The organism is Coprococcus ammoniilyticus (assembly GCF_025567345.1).
Taxonomy (GTDB): domain Bacteria; phylum Bacillota; class Clostridia; order Lachnospirales; family Lachnospiraceae; genus Coprococcus; species Coprococcus ammoniilyticus.
The window spans coordinates 23,174-43,492 of the sequence record NZ_JAOQJS010000004.1 but is presented as its reverse complement, the minus strand read 5'-3'; the positions used below and the strand labels follow the sequence as shown (position 1 = coordinate 43,492).

At 42.0% G+C, this 20,319-nt stretch carries 14 protein-coding genes and 1 riboswitch; of the genes, 6 read left to right on the top strand and 8 right to left on the bottom strand.

The features are described 5' to 3' along the window. The first annotated feature begins 50 nt into the window (after positions 1-50). From OCV60_RS06650 to thiC, 3 genes are all read left to right on the top strand, one after another. Positions 51-818, top strand: coding sequence for a DUF4866 domain-containing protein (locus tag OCV60_RS06650; protein ID WP_262529859.1), 768 nt, complete (start codon positions 51-53; stop codon positions 816-818). Next, positions 802-2,145, top strand: a complete 1,344-nt coding sequence (locus OCV60_RS06645) for a threonine/serine exporter family protein (RefSeq protein ID WP_262529857.1) — start codon at positions 802-804, stop codon at positions 2,143-2,145. The genes OCV60_RS06650 and OCV60_RS06645 overlap by 17 nt, the downstream gene beginning before the upstream one ends. Before the next feature lie 91 nt (positions 2,146-2,236). Then, a riboswitch (TPP riboswitch) is annotated at positions 2,237-2,346 on the top strand. An 89-nt stretch (positions 2,347-2,435) separates the two neighbouring features. Then, positions 2,436-3,746, top strand: coding sequence for a phosphomethylpyrimidine synthase ThiC (gene thiC / locus OCV60_RS06640; RefSeq protein WP_262529856.1), 1,311 nt, complete (start codon positions 2,436-2,438; stop codon positions 3,744-3,746). Between the two features lie 485 nt (positions 3,747-4,231). Here thiC and hydE read toward each other — a convergent pair whose 3' ends face one another. Further along, entirely contained in the window at positions 4,232-5,284 is a 1,053-nt protein-coding gene (gene hydE / locus OCV60_RS06635) for a [FeFe] hydrogenase H-cluster radical SAM maturase HydE (protein ID WP_021944076.1), read from the bottom strand. A 259-nt stretch (positions 5,285-5,543) separates the two neighbouring features. Here hydE and alr point away from each other — a divergent pair, with 259 nt between their 5' ends. Continuing rightward, on the top strand, positions 5,544-6,665 hold the full coding sequence (alr, locus tag OCV60_RS06630; RefSeq protein ID WP_021944075.1) for an alanine racemase: 1,122 nt from the start codon (positions 5,544-5,546) through the stop codon (positions 6,663-6,665). A gap of 324 nt (positions 6,666-6,989) precedes the next feature. Here the strand turns inward: alr and OCV60_RS06625 are convergent, their stop codons facing one another. After that, entirely contained in the window at positions 6,990-8,831 is a 1,842-nt protein-coding gene (locus OCV60_RS06625) for a B12-binding domain-containing radical SAM protein (RefSeq protein WP_021944074.1), read from the bottom strand. Between the two features lie 221 nt (positions 8,832-9,052). On the opposite strand from OCV60_RS06625, the gene OCV60_RS06620 reads away from it, so the two are divergent. Further along, positions 9,053-9,874, top strand: coding sequence for a hypothetical protein (locus OCV60_RS06620; RefSeq protein ID WP_021944073.1), 822 nt, complete (start codon positions 9,053-9,055; stop codon positions 9,872-9,874). 167 nt (positions 9,875-10,041) lie between these two features. Here OCV60_RS06620 and OCV60_RS06615 read toward each other — a convergent pair whose 3' ends face one another. The 6 genes from OCV60_RS06615 to OCV60_RS06590 all read right to left on the bottom strand — a co-directional run bounded on the left by OCV60_RS06615 (position 10,042) and on the right by OCV60_RS06590 (position 19,327). Next, positions 10,042-11,040 (bottom strand): glycoside hydrolase family 25 protein, encoded by a 999-nt coding sequence (locus tag OCV60_RS06615; protein WP_243863341.1) that lies wholly within the window; start codon positions 11,038-11,040, stop codon positions 10,042-10,044. Further along, entirely contained in the window at positions 11,030-12,772 is a 1,743-nt protein-coding gene (locus tag OCV60_RS06610; protein ID WP_021944071.1) for an alpha/beta hydrolase fold domain-containing protein, read from the bottom strand. Before OCV60_RS06610 ends, OCV60_RS06615 begins: the two co-directional genes overlap by 11 nt. 84 nt (positions 12,773-12,856) lie before the next feature. Beyond that, positions 12,857-14,296, bottom strand: coding sequence for a DUF6034 family protein (locus tag OCV60_RS06605; RefSeq protein WP_021944070.1), 1,440 nt, complete (start codon positions 14,294-14,296; stop codon positions 12,857-12,859). An 89-nt stretch (positions 14,297-14,385) separates the two neighbouring features. Next, a complete protein-coding gene (locus OCV60_RS06600; protein WP_021944069.1) occupies positions 14,386-15,819 on the bottom strand; it encodes a hypothetical protein in 1,434 nt (477 codons plus the stop codon). Positions 15,820-16,072: 253 nt separating this feature from the next. Next, a complete protein-coding gene (locus OCV60_RS06595) occupies positions 16,073-17,629 on the bottom strand; it encodes a DUF6034 family protein (RefSeq protein ID WP_021944068.1) in 1,557 nt (518 codons plus the stop codon). 93 nt (positions 17,630-17,722) lie between these two features. Further along, positions 17,723-19,327, bottom strand: a complete 1,605-nt coding sequence (locus tag OCV60_RS06590; RefSeq protein WP_021944067.1) for a DUF6034 family protein — start codon at positions 19,325-19,327, stop codon at positions 17,723-17,725. Positions 19,328-19,641: 314 nt separating this feature from the next. Between OCV60_RS06590 and panD the strand changes: the two genes are divergently transcribed. Beyond that, complete coding sequence (gene panD / locus OCV60_RS06585) at positions 19,642-20,025, top strand: aspartate 1-decarboxylase (RefSeq protein WP_117785827.1); 384 nt, start codon at positions 19,642-19,644, stop codon at positions 20,023-20,025. Positions 20,026-20,319: the final 294 nt, after the last annotated feature.

The window sequence follows — 20,319 nt, the reverse complement described above, 5'->3', positions numbered from 1 at the left end:
GCCAATAGTATAATTGTGCATAACAGAAAAAGAAAGGAAGTCGGTTAAGCATGAACGAAACTACAATTTTTCCACGAGAAAAAAAAGCAGATTTCTTATTTGAAAAAATCCTGAATGATTCATGGGCATGTGAGAAATTACAGGAAACATTTGCAAATTACCTGTGCTATAACGATGATGCTTACGACGCACCACTTCCGGCAGAAGAATTTGCACAGGCACTATTCAATTCCTATCATAACCGGGATCTGTCTGCATTTCTTATGGCGATCTGCAACAATACCCTGTTTGATCTTCTGCGCAATTCCTTTCTGATCCCATATCGATTCAACGCAGATGGCAAAACAAATCCTGTCATTATGACAGATGATAATGGTCAGTTGCTTCCTGAATACAAAACTTCGATCCGGGAAAAAGAATATCGTCATTTTCATAAGATCTATCAGACACTTAGAAACAATAAAAATATCTATCTAGCCCGCGCATACAGATACAGTCACGATTATGCCGCAAATGACATGAAACCGGAACAGAAGATTCTGGAAAAAAGTGACGGTGTACTGTTGATTTGCGAGCTTCCCGATACTGTAAAGCAAAAGGAGACAGAAGCAGAAGCATATTCTGCTGTATGGGATCTTATGATTGCACTGGAAAAGGAGCTTCCTATGTCCTACATTTTCTACGGGCAGGATTCTCTGGTGAAAAATAATTCCCGATATGATGAAATCGGCATATTTCTTCCAAATTCATTATTCCTGACGAATCTGGAACATCATATTGAAAAAGCGGAGGAGATCATCTATGCCAAAGAACAGTAATTATACAGATATCATGGAAAAAAACCATATGGAAATTCCATGGCATGATTATGTAAAAAACGATAGCAATGTCCTGATCGCCAAGGCGGGGCTGATAGAAAAAGCCTCTGTTATTGGAAGGGTCGGGTTAATTATGCTCTCCTGTGGAACAGGTGCCTGGCGTGTTCGTACTTCCATGAACCGCCTGTCCAAAGAACTGGGCGTAACCTGCACCGTTGATGTCGGATTGATGTCCATTGAATTCAACTGTTTTGATGGAACCGACTGCGTTTCACAGTCTCTGAGCATTGCGAATACCGGTGTAAACACCTCGAAGCTCTATCGGATGGAACAATTCGTTGACAATTTCCCAAAAGAAGAAGCCCATCTGACGGGCGAAGAGATTCACCGGCGTCTTGATCAGATTGAGAAGATCCATACACTTTATTCACCTGCAAAACTGGGTCTGGCTTCAGCCCTCGCCTGTTGTGCATTTACCTTCCTATTAGGCGGCGGTCCTGTTGAAATGATCCTTGCTTTTATTGCAGCCGGTGTTGGAAATGTCATCCGTACCAAAATGATCAAGCACCATTTTACCCTTTTCTTTAACATAGCAGTATCCATATCAGCCGCATGCATGACATATGCCATCTGCTTTCACCTTGCAGAAATCTTCTTCCACGTATCTGCACTCCATGAAGCTGGCTATATCTGCTCAATGCTGTTTATCATCCCCGGATTTCCATTCATAACAAGCGGCATTGACCTGGCTAAACTGGATCTTCGGTCCGGGCTTGAACGTCTGAGCTACTCTGTCATCATAGTTTTAGTAGCCACTATGTTCGCCTGGATCATGGCATTGCTGTTACATTTTCATCCTCAGGATTTCTCCGCTTTGAATCTGGCTGTAGGTACAAAGCTTATCCTGCGGATCATTACAAGCTTCTGCGGAGTCTTCGGTTTCTCCATTATGTTTAACAGCTCGGTTCCGATGGCTGCAACTGCTGCCTGTATCGGAGCAGTTGCAAATACTCTCCGGCTGGAGCTTGTCGATTATACAAGCACCCCTCCGGCTGCTGCCGCATTTGCAGGCGCATTAACCGCTGGTCTTCTTGCCTCCATTATAAAAAGAAATAACGGATATCCAAGAATCTCTCTGACCGTTCCGTCCATCGTTATCATGGTTCCGGGACTTTACCTTTACCGTGCTTTCTACAATCTTGGTATTATGTCCTTAACAGAGGCTGTTTCATGGTTTTCATCTGCGATCATGATCATTATTACCCTTCCCCTCGGTCTGATATTTGCAAGGATTCTGACAGACCGTACTTTCCGGTATTGCACCTGATCTCCGCACCGGATGCGAAATTATATTTTACTTTTATCTTGAAAAATATCATTGAATTATGTCGTATTCTGGCATATAATATTTCCAGATATTTATATATTCAGGGAGCTGACAAATTAGCCGGCTGAGAGGAGAATGAAGTTCTCGACCTGTGAACCTGATTTAGGTAATGCTAACGTAGGGATGTGTATTAGAGGTGCCCTGCGGCATCTTTTTTTATTGCTCTGTGGCAGATCGGGAGCACCACTTTCTGCCACGTAAAATAACATTGGTTGTAGTAGGAGGATAATATGGAAAATTACACAACACAAATGGACGCAGCCAGAAAAGGAATCATCACTCCGCAGATAAAGATCGTAGCGGAAAAGGAACATATGGCTGTCGAGGCGCTCAGGGATTTAGTTGCAAAGGGACAGGTTGCCATCTGTGCAAATAAGAAACATACCTGTCTAAATCCTGAAGGTGTCGGCAGTATGCTGCGTACCAAAATTAACGTAAACCTTGGAGTATCCAGAGACTGCAAGGACTATAACATTGAAATGGAAAAGGTAATGAGCGCTGTTAATATGGGCGCAGAAGCGATCATGGATCTGTCCAGTCATGGAAATACACAGCCATTCCGTCAGAAGCTGACAAGCGAATGTCCTGCTATGATCGGTACCGTTCCGATCTATGACAGTGTTATCCACTATCAGCGTGATCTTGCTGAACTGACAGCAAAGGATTTCATCGACGTTGTCCGTCTTCATGCTGAAGATGGCGTTGACTTTGTAACCTTACACTGTGGAATTACAAGAAAGACGATCGATCAGATCAAGAAACATAAACGTAAAATGAACATCGTAAGCCGGGGCGGAAGCCTTGTATTTGCATGGATGAGTATGACCGGTCAGGAAAACCCGTTCTATGAATATTTCGATGAGATCTTAGATATCTGTGAGGAATATGATGTTACGATCTCCCTCGGAGATGCATGTCGTCCGGGCTGTCTGGCAGATGCGACTGACGTATGCCAGATTGAAGAACTGGTACGTCTGGGCGAGCTGACAAAGCGTGCCTGGGCACACAATGTACAGGTTATGGTGGAAGGTCCCGGTCATGTACCACTTAACCAGATCGCTGCAAATATGGAAGTTCAGAAGACCTTATGCATGGGCGCACCATTCTATGTTCTCGGGCCTCTGGTTACAGATATCGCTCCCGGTTACGATCATATCACCAGCGCGATCGGTGGTGCTGTTGCTGCCATGAACGGAGCTGCTTTCTTATGCTACGTTACCCCAGCCGAGCATCTTGCACTTCCAAATGTAGATGATGTAAAACAGGGTATCATCGCATCGAAGATCGCTGCTCATGCAGCCGACATTGCAAAGGGTATTCCGGGTGCCAGAGATATCGATGATAAGATGGCGGATGCCAGACGTGTCCTGGACTGGGATGCACAGTATGCCTGCGCACTTGATCCTGCTACAGCCAAAGCGATCCGCGACAGTCGTATGCCAGAGGATGACCACTCCGACACCTGTAGTATGTGCGGCAAGTTCTGTGCTGTCCGCAGTATGAACAAGGCTCTCGCCGATGAGTACATCGACATTCTCTAGTACGAATGCATATATAATGGGCACTATGTATTATCGCAACTAAATTTTCTACCAGAATACACATGTCTGATTCACTCATGCTTCTGTACCAACTCGTCCTTCGGACTCAAACAGGCACCCGCATTCGTTGACAATGTGTATTCTGCTGACGAAAATTTAGCAACCGACAATAACATAGCGCCCATTTTATTTGCTGTCTTATTGCAGAATGTACTCCAACTCGCCTTCGGCTCAGACAGGCACCCGTATTTACTGGCAATGTACATCGCATGACGAAATCTTTGCTAATGTCAATATATAGTTAGTCAGTGACAGAAAACCGCCCATTTTATTTGCTGTCGTATTGCAGAATGTAAAACATGCAGTTCTTAATATAATCAGAATGTTTTCCAACATCTTTCTTTCATAAAATCTGCAATAACAAAGATATTTTCACTTTCAGCTAAAAAGCCTCTCCCATGTTTGCATTTCTCCAATATATGCATTCATCTTTTCTTGTCATACAATGGATGGTCGCCGCGATCAACCACAACCTCGTATCCGATTCCCTGCATTCTCCGCATCATACAGCCACAGCACTCCGAGGCTTCTTCCCCAGTGCAGATCTTATTGTCATATAACAGATATTTTTTCCTGACACCGACCGGTGACAGATTCGGCATCACAACATTTGCCCCGGCAAGAATCCCCTTCTCCCTGCCAAGCGGATGGATCGTGCCAAGTGCTGTTGTTGCAGGAAGCAGCACAGTAGGATGGATCAGACGGATAATTGACAGCAGCCGTAAGGTCATCTCAAGTGTTCCGGCAGCCTCTTTTCCAAATGGTGTGTCTGCCTGCGGAATAAAAGGTCCGATTCCGCACATTTCCGGTTCCAGTTCTTTGATCAGACAGAGATCCTCATACAACGTATCGACCGTCTGATATGGTGAACCGACCATAAAGCCACACCCAGTCTGATAACCGATCTCTTTCAGGTCATGCAGGCACCGAATCCGGTTGTCAAATGACATTTCTTTCGGATGAAGCTTCTCATAATGTGCCTTATCCGCAGTCTCATGGCGAAGCAGATAACGTTCCGCCCCGGCAGAAAAATACCGTTCATAGGCTTGCCTGCTTTTCTCTCCGATTGACAATGTGATCGCACAGTCCGGATGCTGATGTTTAATCTCTGATACGATCTCACAGATTAGGTCATCTGTATAAAACGGATCTTCGCCTCCCTGTAACACAAATGTCCGGAAACCGAGCCGGTATCCACTCTGACAACAGTCAAGGATCTGATCTTTGGTCAGCCGGTATCGATCAACATGGCAGTTATCTCTTCTTATCCCACAATAAATGCAGTTATTTTTACAATAATTTGTGAACTCGATCAGCCCACGCATATAGACTTTATTTCCGTATACCTTCTGCGCTTCCGTTCTGGCACATACCATCAATTCTTCAATCATTTCCTGATTGTCTGTTTCCAGCAGAAGCTGAAGCTGTTCCTTTGTAATATTCTGTTTATCGCGAATCTCTGTTATCAGTGTATGCATAAACGGTTTCCATCCTGTCTTTATTTCTAAATAGTTTATCACATTTTACTCTTATACAACATCCACTTTTCCGGATTGCATACAAACGATGCAAAAAAAGTTCAAAGATATTGCATTTCTGTGTCGGTTTTTATACAAAAATGATGCATTTCGAATATATGCTAGATACATCAAATAAATGAATAACCGCTCATGCCCGGGCAGCGAGTTTCGACAACAGACCATGTGTCTGTAGATGACCAATGAGATAAATACTTACATGAAACCGGAGGAACTTGAGGACATGACAACTCTTACAATCAAAACAAATGCACTGGATAACAATATACGGATCATCAAACGTCTGGCAAACGGCGCAAAGGTCATAGCAGTATTAAAGGGAAACGCTTATGGGCTTGGACTTACAAAATTTGCATCGTTCTTACAATCAAAGGGTATTGATAACTATGGTGTAACCGAACTGTCAGATGCTGTCACCTTACGTAGAAACGGCATCACGGGAAATATCCTGTTGATGACTCCTTTATATAACTCAGAAGATATCACGACTGCGATCGATCACGATATCACGCTCAGCATCACCAGTACCGACTGTGCGCATGTGATCGATGAAACAGCCGCCTACATGAACCATCCGACAGTCCATGCACATCTCTGCATTGACACCGGATTTGGTAGATACGGCTTCTTATGTTCCGAAGAAAAACAGATTGCCGATACCGTACAGTCACTAAGGCATGTGCGGATCACCGGTATCTTCTCTCATTTCCATGCAGCTGCATGCAGAAATGAATACTATGTGAAGAAACAGTTTCAGGATTTCACTCACCTCTGTGACACACTCCAGAAAGACGGCATTCCGGTAGGCATCCGTCATATCTCATCTTCAACCTCGATGATAAAATATCCATCCATGAACTTAGATGCCATCCGCATCGGCTCTGCCTTTCTTGGCAGACTTGCGGTTCCAAATGATTATGGTTTTCATGAGGTCTGCAATCTGTCCGCCTGTGTGGACGATATCTATGAACTGCCGGCCGGTCACAACATCGGCTACGGCCACAGCTTCAAGCTGTCACATAACGCAAAGACAGCCGTTATCTCCGCCGGATATTACCACGGGCTTGGCATGGAGCGTCACACCGATTTCCGGACAAATTTCTTCTCTCCGATCCGTATTTATTATAAATTAAAAGGCACTTTCCATAAAAAATCACCGACTGCCAGCTTTAAAGACTGCCGACTTCCGGTGTTAGGTCAAATCAGTATGAACTCCGTGATCGTGGATACAACCGGATGTAATATCTCGGTAGGCGATATGGTTACATTTCCGATCAACCCGATTTTCGTCAACAGCGCTGTTCCGCGGGTATATATGTAACCTGTCTCATGTTATCCGGACGACTGCCGGTACGCGGGTGTATATGTATCCTGTCTCATGTTGTCCGGGCGACTGCCGGTACACTTTGTACTGTCGTTTGCTTTTTTTCGTTATGAGATGCAAATTGTCAGCGAATGTGGGTGCCTGTTTGAGCCTGAAAGGCGAGTTGGCACAGGAGCATGATCGAATCAGACATTTGCAACGAATAGAAAAAAACAAGACATACAAAGTATACCGGCAGTATCCCGGACAACATGAGGCCGAACACATACACATCCGTAAAATAGCAGTATCCCGAGCAACATGAGACAGCCAAACTTTATATCACATGGATGCGACAGGTGTTACTATCATATACCTTGCATCCCCGGTCAGCGGATCACGGCGTTTGTAATCGAATAATATATAGCATACTTCAGACAGACGATTTCCCGTCTCTCTGTTGTAATAAATCTTTTCTATGTGTGTCATTCTGGACATAGATTTCCAGTCACAGCCATGATAGTCTTCTTCCCGAAGGTATCTGTGGTCGTTGGCCTCACGGATGTAGAAGTCCCGGAACAAATCTCTCACACCCTCCTGTTCCGGGGCGAAATCCGGTCGGGTCTTCATATTCTCACGAAGATATAAGTCAAATACCAGCATTTCCCGAATCAATTCTGTCTTCTTAGGGAAGTGTTCTTCTGCAAAATGAAGCAGTACATGATACCGGTAGATTCTCGCCGGTGTCTGAATAAAATATCCCTTTTCATCATAATAAGAAGCAAGGCTCGCATAAAAATCAAACGGGGAATCAAATTCTTCCACCAGGAATGGCAGCGTGTTCTCAAACTGACAGCTGTTATAATAAATCTCTACCATTTCTTCGATCTGCTTTAACCGCAGGATCTCATCATAAGATATCCACTTTGTAAATAATACTTCATACGGCGGACAGCTTGTATACTGTAAACCATATCGTTCTGCATTATCATGCATCTTCGAACCCTTTAGCACCTTTAAAAAACCTAGCTGAAGCTGCTCCGGCTTCATCGCATATACGTCATTAAAAGAATGTGCAAATGATTCATAATCCTCATACGGAAGCCCCGCGATCAGATCCAGATGCACATGCACATTATGTCCCTGATGGATCCGGGCAACAATCTTTGCAAGCTTATCGACATCCATTACACGATCGATCTCCTCTATCGTCTGCAGATTTGTCGACTGCACTCCGATCTCCATCTGTATCGCACCTGGCCGCAGACTGTTGACCAACTCCAATTCTTCCTCATTTAAAATATCTGCAGCAATCTCAAAATGAAAATTCGTGATTCCATTGTCATGTTCTTTGATATACCTCCAGATCGCCATCGCATGTTCATGGGAACAGTTAAATGTCCGGTCTACAAACTTCACCTGTTTTACTTGATGATCCAGAAAAAACTGCAACTCCTTCTTCACCAGATCAAGATTGCGGAACCGAACCCGTTTGTCAATCGATGACAGACAATAACTGCACCGGAACGGACAGCCTCTGCTGCTCTCATAATAAATGATCTTATTTTTAAAAGTGTCCAAGTCATAATACAGAAATGGAAGCTCCGACAGATCGGTAAGTCCTCTTGGCTTCGTACAAAGAATATCTTCTCCTTCCCGAAGCACCAGGCCGTCAATATCCCGAAAACCCCCGGTATCACAGAAATTTTCAATACCACAGGAATTCCCAGTATTACAAGCGTTCCCAATATCATAGGACTTCGCAGTATTATGGATATTTCCAATATCAAGATATCTTCTCAGCACATCATAAAAGGTTGCCTCTCCTTCTCCAACCATAACTCCTGTAAGCTCCGGCATCTCCGCAAGAAGCTGATCGGCATCGTAGGTTACTTCCGGTCCGCCAACCCAGATATCTGTATCCGGAAGGAGCTTCTTTAATTCTGTAATGAGCTCACGGATCATCTCAATATTCCATATATAACAGGAAAATCCAACCGCATCCGGCCTTCTCTTATAGATATCCGCAAGAATCTCTCCTTTTTGATTGTTGATCGTATATTCTGCAATCTCAATATATTCTGCAAGAGACGGCTGTTTCTTTACTGAATAAGAATACAGGGAATAAATCCCCGGATTCGAATGAATATATTTTGTATTTAATGCTGCCAGTAAAAACTTCAAGGAATTCACAACCTCCTACTATATGATTTTCTGTATCTTTGCAGGCTTATTCATAATAATCTCTTTTTCATGTTTCTGATATATGAAATTATTTATCCATTTCAAGGATTATACCACAGATAAGATTTATTAAGCTACAAAATCCGGTATTTGCCTTTACTTTAGGAAACGCGGATGATAGACTGGGTCTGTAGACAAAATTTTATTATAGGAGGGTATCTATGAACAAAAAAATGAAACACTTATTACTGACTTTATGTGTCTGTATCTTTGGTCTGATGATGACCGGCTGCGGTTCTGCTATTAACACAACCGTAAAACTCACCTCTACCACCAAAGCAACCTGTACGATTGAACAGGGTTATGATGATGAAATGTTGGATGGACTTGCCAGCTTGTCTGAAATGACAAAAAAAGAACTCATTAATGAACTTAAGGGATCCGGTGCCAAATATTCAAAAAAGAAGATCGATGGTGTTACCTACCATATGTTCTCCATGACTGTAAAAAACAAAAAACTCAGTGATATCGAAAATTTACTTTCATCTGCAGGTTACACAAATGTATGTCTGACAAAGAATTTCTTCTATGCTACACTTGATCCTTCTACAGCAGGCAGTAATCTTACAATTGCAAAACTTGCCGACGCTGCACAGCTTCAGAAAAACGATCTTACTGACAGCCTGTCATTCTACATGAATGTAAAGGTTTCATTTAAGAATAAGGTTAAGACCACAAACGGTAAGCTTTCAAACAAATCAAAGACCGTTTCATGGACGATCAGGGATGCCAGCAAGAAGAAAAACTTCTACGCATCTACCAGTAAGGTTACAAAAACAGCAAAAACAACAGCCGTTAAGAACAACAAGTCCTACAAAGCCGGCAAGAAGATCACAGTATCCAACAGCAAGAGCCTTGTAAAGATGAAACTGGACGGCAAGGTAGTTAAGAAGAACACAGTCGTTAAGAAAAAGGGAACACATACCCTGACCATTTGGTCAAAGAACGGCAAGGTTCAGAACGTAACCTTTACAATTAAATAAGACGATTTATCACATAAAAAACATCCATACCTTTATTTACAGCATTTATCTGTATTATAAAATATGGATGTTTTAATTTTATCTTTTTATCATAGACAAGAATCCATCTGCTCTGTATTGTTATAAAGCAGATGGATTCTGTACTATAATCATATTCTTAATGTTTTCTATTTCATCCAGACGTCAATATCAACGGATCCTGAGATTCCCGGCACACTTCCCTCACTGGTATACTGCCAGCCGGTAAACAGATATGGGAAATCGGGTACATTGGAATATTGTGCCAGCCAGAGCTGATAATCACCCAATCGATCCATATCCAGATTCTGCGCATACCAGTTTCTATTTGCATAGATCATCGGTGTATATCCGGCATCTTTTATCGTCTCACAAAAACCAACAATGGCATCGGTACGCTCTTCATTTGAAATATCATTTGCGCGGGCACCTTCTGCTTCCATCTTCTCCGTATCAATTACAACCGGATAACTGATCTTATAACCTGCGATATTCTGAAGTACATACTGTGCTTCTTCTACTCCTTCATCATAACTTACTGCCTGTGTATAGAAATATACCCCAACCGGCATTTCTGCTTCCAGAGCTGTTTCTATATTCGTCACATAGCCGTCATCCAGTGCCAGACCACCCTGTGTATATCCACGATATCCCAAACGGATCATTGCAAACTTAATACCAGCTTCTTTAACTGTCTCCCAGTCGATTGATCCCTGATGACTGGATACATCGATTCCAAGCTTTGCATGCTTGATTTTGTCATCCGAATAACTCATATAGCCATTATCATCCAATTGAAACCGTTCCAGATCATAATTATGTCTGGCTACCTTACTACTGATCTTATAAAGCTGTGCAGTTTCTTTATCATCTCCTACGATGATGTAACTCTTCTTGATATAATTCCAGTAATTATCATAGATCAGATTTGCCAGTTCTCCCGGTGTCAGTTCAAGACCATGTTCCATTTCCGTGTACAAGGCAGGTGTCGACCTGGTTGTCTTATTATAATCAATACCAATACAGATTCCTGCAATGATTCCAATTACAATTCCTGCACAGATGCACACTGCATATTTCATTCTTTTTGCTAATTGTTTTCTTCTGTCTGCTTCTCTCATGTCAGTCACAAGCCGTTTATATTTCAATTCGTTCCGTACCTAACCGAAGCTGTATGATCTTATCATATTTTCGTCTGATCGCATGACGATATTTTCTTGCTATATCAGAAGAAAACATCTCTGTGATATCCTCCTGATTCAGGATTGCCCTGTCATACAGTACTCTGTACTTAATATTCCAGTCATACATCAGGCTGGTACAGTTATCGATACTTACTTTTATAAACGAACCTTTCTTCTTTCCTGTTAATACTTTCAGATTTGCCCGTTTTCTGCCAACGGAGTTCTTGACATCAAACAGTACCTCAGCACCCGGAAACCGCTCCCATATCGCATTCAGAAACGCCTGCAGCTTCTTATCCGTAAAATACTTCGTTACATCACAGCATACAAATAAGATTGCTTCACCCGGTTTCTTCTTCACACTGTCAAGCCATGAAAAATCAAGGATTGATTTGCCGATATTCTGCTCCCGGTCCCTGCTCTCCACCATCTTGCGCCGCAGTTCCATGGTCTCAGGCATATCTACATTGTACCATCGGATCCTGCCATTATCCATGCGGGAAAACATGGTATCTAACTCAGCTCCGACATTTACAATAACGCCATCTGCATACCTCATAATAAACTGTTTTACCCGTTTGTCAATCTCTACGATCCGTCCAATCTTAACAAGGCGATCATATTCCTGATACATCGCATTGAAATCCTTATGTGACACATTTAATTTGGCTGCAATCTTAATCGACTCATCATCCTGAAACAGCTTCGGATATCGTTCCGCTACCATTGACCGTGCCCATACTGCACGCTTGATCTCAGGATTTACAAGCTTTGCTTCATCCTTGATACTGTCGCTGATACGATTGATGATCATACGGCATTCCGGCACATGCTGATGCTCAATATAATCATGAGGCATTCCAAAATATTCAAAATAGTGAATCCGGATCTGCTCTTTCTTAAGCTTATCATATAATAATCTTGCATAGCTGTTCAGCAGATCATTTTCTACTGTGAATATGGCGATCTCATCACAGATATCAGTCAGATCCGCATAGATCGGGCAGGTATATTCATTCTGATGATACAGATCCTGAATCCAGTACCTGCTAAGAAATTCCTTAATGCCCAGCCGGTAATAATACTTCCGTACCTCTTTCTTGCGATCAAGCATATGATTGGCGAGATTTCCATCCATAAATTCTGTATCTAATGAAGGTGATAACAACACCAGCTTATCCGGTCTGCGAACACCTTCCTTCCATGCCAGAACTGCCAGTGATAACGCCAGTCCACCGCCTGTGGAATCTCCAACAACAACCAGACGGTCGATCGTCTCCTGCCTGGTCAGATGTCTGTATGTCCCGATCAGCATATCAAAAGTATCCTGTGCATTATGCTCTGGCGCCAGCGGATAGATCGGAACAGCCGCACCATATCCATTTTCCTCGACCACAGTCGCAACAAATTCCCACTGGTTTTTGTTGATTTCCATACAATGACCGCCGCCATGGATATAAAAGAAGAAATTCTTTACCTCTTTCTTCTTTGGTTTCACATAATAGCATAATCCATTCTCTGACTCTGCCTTTGTAATATGAAATGCATCCTGCATCCACTTTGGAGGCGTGCTGCATTCCCGTTTTCTTCCCTTCAGGACTTTTTTAGCAATATCATCCGCTTTCATGCGCTTATCATCCAGCATGACACCTGCAATTTTCTCTTTTATGATAACAAGACTGTTTTGTGTACTCATATAATGTATCCCTTAATATACATATGTAACCATTTTTACCTGCTACCATTTTCACATAACCGGGATTGAATATCAAGTCTAATTTTAATCTGCTGATATCTTCATTGCTACATTCAACATATCGATCACAGATCCATCGGCTGCATCTAATACCACCATCTCACTTGGATAATCCGGATCCGATTTATCATCACAGGAAGAAAAGATCCAGACAGGTTTATATTCAAATTGTCCATCTGCTGCGCCTGCTGTCAGGTAATAGGTCAGGGTCACATCATTAAAATTGATCGCGTTATATTTACATGGATAGGTTTTGTAATATTCCGGTATGGTTTCATTTGCCTTTTCAAGCAGCTCCGGAAATGAAAGGATCTCAGTCTTTGCACTTTCTCCGGTGGACTCCAGATAATCACACCAGTTCGCATTGATGATTCCATTGGAATCCATTGTGATCTCATAGCGTTCAACCGGCACATCATAATATTCCACCTGCTTCTGCAGATTTTCAACCTGATTAAATGCCATCGTTGACACCGGCTGCTTATCAACAGCTCTTACGTAGGTGAACGAATACCCATCCACATCCGTAGCAACAACCGAATTTGTCGCATCTGTATATACCCAGTAAAGATCAGAACTGTCCTGTAAGGCTACATCCTTCGCACCGATCTTCGACAGAAATTCTTCTGCCTTCATCTGTGCTTCCTCTTTGGAATAGCTGCAGGCATTCTGAACTGTATTCTCCTGATCCGCTTCTGTTCCTGTCTCTCTTTCATAGTCAGCCTTTGAATATGGCGTGACATACGTTGCCTTTTCTTTCGGACGATACATCATAAAATCTTCCCGCATATTAAAGGAACGATAAACGCTGTCGGTTTTGTAATACAATTCATATTCCTTCCCATCCACAGTACCAACATAATCATCCGCGGAATAATCTCCGGCAGCCGGATAACTGTCCGGGGCATCTGCCAGTTCCGTTTCCAGATCGCTGATCCATGAATCATAGGAATCCGCAAATACAGGATCCGGATAATTCTCCTTTGCTGTCTGATACTGTGTGATCTCTGCCTGAATGTCCTTTTTTATCCGATGCATGGAATCATATACATAGATTCCCTCATCCTTATCAAACAGATTCTCTGCCACCTGCTTCTTCACTTCATTACTCTCCGGATCTTTCTTCTTATACTGTGCGATCTGAAGGTCAGAGGTATCCGGAACACTGATATCATCATCCGTTACATGGATCTTTGATAAGCCGGTATCTCCAACCGCAATCTCCGTATCACAGGTAAATGGAATCTTATACTTACTCCACAGACTTCCACTATCCAGATCTTCTCCGGATGCAGATGTCTCCGTCTGTCCCAGATCCGCCTCTGTTTGTTTCGGCTGGGTATTATCTACATTGTAGTCTACATTTTTCCTTCCGCATCCTGTAACAGCCGCAGATACTGTAAGAGTTCCTGCAAGAAACAGTGCCATCATTTTTCTTCTTTTTGTAATGTCCATTTTCATCATTTGTATCCCTTCTTACTTAAAGATTTTCCCGTTTTCCCTCATATATCAGATAAAAATGACTTCTTTTATTATCCTTATACCGCCTCCGTTTAATCCTGTATTACACTGCATGTTCCCAGTGCCTTCGATACCTCAAGGATATCAATATAGGATCCGTCGGTTGCATCCAGCACGACCATCTGTTGAGGATCTTCATATGTAACTTCATCAAATTCATATACTTCAACCTGCGATATGATCCATGCCGGCACATATTCAAATTCACCGTCCTGTGCTCCCGGTTTCAGACAATAGGTAAGCTGCATACGATTAAATTCGATCGACTTGTACTGTGTATTATACTTTGCATAATATTCAGAAACAGATGAATCCGCCCGCTTCATCAGTTCTTTAAAAGAAAGCAGTTCTGTTTCCTCTGCCTCACCTTCGACAGACAGATTATTCGTCCAGACAGCTCCGATCACTCCATTATCATCCACCGCAATCTTACAGTAATCTGTAGGTATATCCACACCTGCTTCCTGCTGCACCATATTGTCAACATTCAATGCCTGTAAGCCCTCTCCAAGAGACTGATCCTTTATCATCCGGTTAAATGTAAAATAATACCCATCAATATCACGCTCTATAAGCGTTGATAAAGCATCATCATAGGTCCATGCCAGTGCGGAGGACTCTCCAAGTGTCATATCATTACAGTCGATCTTCTTCAGAAATTCTTCTGCTATCTCCAATGCTTCCTCTTCTGAATATTTACACTGGTTTTTATCGTTCAGTGCCTCCTCTGCACCTTCGGAACCATATTTTATACTGTCATTTAATGACACATAGCCGCCATGATCGATCATCTCCGTTCCATCCTCTGTTCCGTCTGCAGGTCTATATACCATGGCATCCTCCTTCAATGATAAATCATAGCTTAAAATCATATCATCCGGTGTCCTCAGAACAAATTCATATTGACCACATGTTCCAAGGTACTTTGTTGCAGAATAATCTCCGGCAGCCGGATAATCTTCCGGTGCTTTTTCCAGCTCATCCTGAAGCTCTGTAAGCGTATCATTTATCTCCTTAATACGTTCCGCATCGGTTCCCAGCTCTTTTTTCAGTTGTTCATAGGATGCGATCTGTTCTTCTATATCTGCCTTTGTCTGATTGTTCTCATCATAAGCATAGATTCCTTTGCTCTTATCAAATATCGCTTCCGCTATTTTTTTAAGTGCCTCTCCTGCGGTATCATTCTTTGTTAACTTCTCAGTATACATGATTGATGTATCAGGAACCGAGATCTCATCCACCTTCAATGTGATCTCACTCAAACCCGAATCCCCTACTGCTATACTGTCATCATATGACTTTGGAATATCGTACTTATCCTGAATACTTCCGCTGTCCTTTTTTCCGCCAGATCCATCGATATCATAGTCGATATCTTTTTTCCCGCATCCGGTAAATACCGCCGCCATCATCATTGTTCCAAACATCAGCCAGGCGGTTCCTCTTCTCCTGATCTGTTTTCTCATCTTCCTTCCTCCTCATATCGTAAATATATTTTATTTCTTTCCCGATCCCGGTCACTTCTCTGCACTATCTGAAGTATCCGTATCTTCTCCAATTTTTGTATTTTTTCTCCAAATTATCTTACGACTTTCTAATTAAAACACAGGGAAAAATCATTTTCGCATCATAGCTGTATATTTTCTGAATAATTAAAAATGCTCATGTACTGCTTATTACATGAAACAGTACATGAGCATATCTTTTATATTAATATTTTTATTCTTCAGAAGATGTATCTTCGGCAGAAGTGTCCTCAGCGGATGTATCTTCAGAAGATGTATCTGTGTCTGTATCCGTATCGTCTACGTCTTCTGTATCGGAATCGTCTTTGTCATCATATGTATAATATGTGCCAAGTGACTTGGCCAGTTCCAGAAGATCGATCACTGATCCGTCTCTTGCATCGACTACAACCATCTGTGTCGGGCTGTCCTTATCTGTATAATCCTGATATTCCTCATACTGGGATAATATCCATGCCGGAATATATTCAAAGGTTCCTTCTTTGTCTCCTGCTTTCAGGAAATAGGTCAGCTCCATACCGTTAAATTCAATCTTCTTGTAATGAGATGTGTACTTGCTGTAATATTCAGGAACGGTTTCATTCATTTTATCTAACAGATCCTTATAGGAAAGAATCTGTGTTGCCTGTGGTTCTCCATCTGCTTCCAGATATTCGCTCCAGCTTGCACTATTGATACCCTTGGAATCAATGCTGATGGAGCATTCCTCCTTTGGAATATCAATGGATGCATTGTCCTGCTGGATGTTATCGACATTCCATGCATTTACTGTTGCGGTTGGCTGGTTATTGATCGCTCTTGAATATGTGAATGTATATCCATCCACATCTGTTGACTGGTTGTCACCATTATCATCATAATAAACCCAGCAAAGTGCTGATGTATTCTTTAAGGTAACATCCGTACATCCGACTTTTGCAAGGAAATCATCTGCCATCTGTCTTGCTTCATCTTCTGAAAATGTACACTGATTTGTATTTGCATCTACAGAGTCTGACTCGTCTGCACTATACTGCATGTAATCGTCCATGGAAGTTGAATAACATCCGCTTGCTCCATCCTTTGGACGATATTTTAAGAAATCATCCGCAAGATACAGGGAATATCCGGTTGTACCATTTTTCTCGCTCGGAGTGGATACCGTAAACCTTGTATCTCCGATCGAACCAATAAAAGTATCTCCTGTATAATCGCCTGCTGCAGGATATTCATCCGGTGCAGTCGCAAGCTCATCCTTCAGATCATTGATCCAGGAATCATAATAAGATGCCATGTCACTGTCACCTTTTTTCTTTTCGGCTTCATACATATCGATCTCAGTCTGAATATCTTCTTTGGTACGCTTATCATAATCATATTCATAGATACCCTTATCTTTGTCCAGAACTGCCTCTACTGTTTCTTTTTTACTATCATTTGTTGTTTCCTTCTTCTTAAACGATGCAACATACAGATCTCCTGTATCCGGTACGATCACTTCTTCTGCATCGATTGCAATCTTCTGAATACCGGAATCTCCTGTTGCGATCTCGGTATCACAGCTTTCAGGTATTCCATATTTACCCTGCAGGCTGCCACTGTCCGCATTGCTTCCAGAACCACCATTTCCTTCTACATCATAATCAATATCCTTCTTGCCACAGCCGGTAACTGCTGTGCTGACTGCCAGCATACCAACTAACAGGCAGGCTGCCATTTTTTTACGATATACGCGAAATCTTTCTTTATTATTCTTTGTTTTGTTCTGCATATAAGAACCTCCTCTTTTCTTCTCTCATTTATTATAGCTTCTGGATCCGATCCAGTAAATGACATATTATTTTGCGCCATGTTCCGCGACCGATTACTCTTCAGTCGTATCACCGGTTGTATCTGCATCACCCTCTGTGGAATCTCCTTCACTGCCTGTGGAATCTCCGGAAGTGTTGGTATCATCATCTATAGTAGATATCGATGAACTGCCGTCATCAGATACATCTCTTGCGGTTGTATCGGTTTCATAACTCTGATATGTGCCAAGTGCCTTGGATAGTTCCATCAGATCGATCACCGTACCATCTGTAGCATCAAGGACAACCATCTGGGTTGGATATGTCTCATTTGTTGAATCGGTCATATCCTCATACTGTGTCAATATCCATGCAGGTACATATTTGAATGTTCCTTCTTCATCTGTCTTCTCCAGATAATATCCAAGCTTCATAGAATTAAACTCCACTTTTTTATATCTGGTTGGATATGTGGTATAGTATTCTGCAATATTCTTATTTGCTTTTTCTAACAGCTCCTTAAATGATAAGAGTTCATTTGACTCTGTTTTTCCGGTTGTTTCCAGATAGGATACCCAGCTTGCAGATATAATACCATTAGAATCAACATATACCGTACAGGTTTCGGCAGGAATGCTTACCGATCCATCATCCTGCGTAATATTATCAACATTCCAGGCTTCCGGAACATCGGTAGTCTGATTATTGATCGCTCTGCTGTATGTAAATACATATCCATCGACATCAACAGCCTCGGTATTCCCATCTGTTCCATAGTAATACCAGTAAAGATCCTGTGTATCATTCAGGGAAGCATCTGAAATACCGACCTTACTGATAAAATCATCTGCAATGGACTGTGCCTCTTCCTTTGTAAATGTACATACATTTGAGGCTGACACATCTGCATCTGACAGATCATCCCCGCTATCCGGAGTTGAATAATATACTCCGTTCATTCCATCTTTTGGACGGTAGGTGATCAATGAATCCTTCAGACCTACGGAACCACTTCCGCCTTCCTGATCGTCCATATACATAATATATTTTCTTCCGTTGATCTCTCCGATAAAGGCACTACCGGAATAATCATCAGCCGCCGGATATTCATCCGGTGCATTCTGAAGCTGATCTTTCAGGTCGGAGATCATGGAATCAAACCAGGATGCACTGGAATTATCTCCATTTGCTGCAGAATCCTTCTTTTCCTTTTCATACTCATCGATCTGGTCCTGAATATCTGCTTTTGTCATATTGTTATAATCATATGTATAAATACCTTTGTCTTTTTCAAGTACAGCTTCTACGATCTGTTTTCTGGTATCATTTGATGATTCTTTTCTTTTTACATATACGGTCGGAAGATCTACCGTATCCGGCACTGTTACCTCATCTGCTTCTATTGCAAGTTTGCTGATCCCGCTGCTTCCAGCGTCCAGTGTAGTATCACAGGATTCCGGTATTCCGTACTTACCCTGAAGGCTTCCACTGTCCGAGCTGCCTCCGTTTCCTGATTCACCGTCTACACTGTAATCTATATTCTTCTTTCCACAGCCTGTAAGTGCAGTTCCTGTTGCCAAAACTCCTACAATGGCAAGTGCTGCCATCTTTTTATAGTGCATTTTTCTGCTTACCTGTGTTGTCTTATTACCTGCTGTTTCTTTTCTTATTTTCTTCAAAATAATTACCTCCTGCTGTGATCCTACATTTTAACAAACAAAATTAATATGTATATTTTTTCAGCGCTGTAAAAATATTAACACAAACCATCGATTTTGTTCATTAATACGGGTCTATTTTTTTATTAAACTTTCTTAAGCTTTCTTTTCATTTTTCCCGACATATTAAATGTACATGACCACTACATATTTTATGCAATATAGTTGCATCCTTTTTGCATCCTTTTTCTACATTTTCTTGTATTTCTATATTGCATTTTTTCTTTTTATGTTATAGTATGTGCGGTGAGAAAGAATAAAGAGGTGTCATTCTAATGAATATTACCATGTTAAAAAGTAAGATCCACAGAGCCGTTGTTACACAGGCTGAACTGAATTATGTCGGCAGTATCACCGTAGACTCTGAGCTTTTGAAGGAAGCAGGAATTCTTGAATATGAAATGGTGCAAATTGTTGATATTGAAAATGGAAATCGTTTTGAGACATACACGATTGCCGGAGAACCGGGATCCGGTGTTATGTGTTTAAATGGTGCCGCTGCCAGACAGGTTCAGGTAGGCGACCATATCATTCTGATGTGTTATGCTTCTATGACACCTGAAGAAGCCAAAGAATACCGACCAACGGTAGTCTTTGTAAACGAAGACAATTCCATCTCCCGTATCACCAGCTATGAAAAGCATGGCGAGATCGGCTAGACAATATATTGTTAGGACAAAAAGGAAGATAGCATGCTCTGTTATTCCGTAAGACGCTTTCGCTCTAATCCTCGTGCAGCGGTACATAAGGCTGCAAAGGGCGCAGCCAAAGTACCGGCCTCGGATAAGGTTTACTTCATAACAGACATGCTATCTTCCTTTTTGTCTTAAAAATAACACCACTAATTATCGAACAATCGCTTTTCTATCTTTCTTCTTTATTTACTATCCTGAGAATTCGGGCAGGGTTGCTGACTACGACTGCATTTTTGGGGTATATCCTTGGTTGCAACT

Excerpts from the sequence above, each read along its gene's own strand:
- hydE (WP_021944076.1), bottom strand. The coding sequence starts at position 5,284 with ATGCATACACTGATAACAGAGATTCGCGATAAACAGAATATTACAAAG.
- OCV60_RS06650 (WP_262529859.1), top strand. The coding sequence starts at position 51 with ATGAACGAAACTACAATTTTTCCACGAGAAAAAAAAGCAGATTTCTTA.
- OCV60_RS06645 (WP_262529857.1), top strand. The coding sequence starts at position 802 with ATGCCAAAGAACAGTAATTATACAGATATCATGGAAAAAAACCATATG.
- OCV60_RS06610 (WP_021944071.1), bottom strand. The coding sequence starts at position 12,772 with ATGAGTACACAAAACAGTCTTGTTATCATAAAAGAGAAAATTGCAGGT.
- OCV60_RS06620 (WP_021944073.1), top strand. The coding sequence starts at position 9,053 with ATGAACAAAAAAATGAAACACTTATTACTGACTTTATGTGTCTGTATC.
- panD (WP_117785827.1), top strand. The coding sequence starts at position 19,642 with ATGAATATTACCATGTTAAAAAGTAAGATCCACAGAGCCGTTGTTACA.
- OCV60_RS06600 (WP_021944069.1), bottom strand. The coding sequence starts at position 15,819 with ATGAGAAAACAGATCAGGAGAAGAGGAACCGCCTGGCTGATGTTTGGA.
- OCV60_RS06595 (WP_021944068.1), bottom strand. The coding sequence starts at position 17,629 with ATGCAGAACAAAACAAAGAATAATAAAGAAAGATTTCGCGTATATCGT.
- alr (WP_021944075.1), top strand. The coding sequence starts at position 5,544 with ATGAAACCGGAGGAACTTGAGGACATGACAACTCTTACAATCAAAACA.
- thiC (WP_262529856.1), top strand. The coding sequence starts at position 2,436 with ATGGAAAATTACACAACACAAATGGACGCAGCCAGAAAAGGAATCATC.
- OCV60_RS06605 (WP_021944070.1), bottom strand. The coding sequence starts at position 14,296 with ATGATGAAAATGGACATTACAAAAAGAAGAAAAATGATGGCACTGTTT.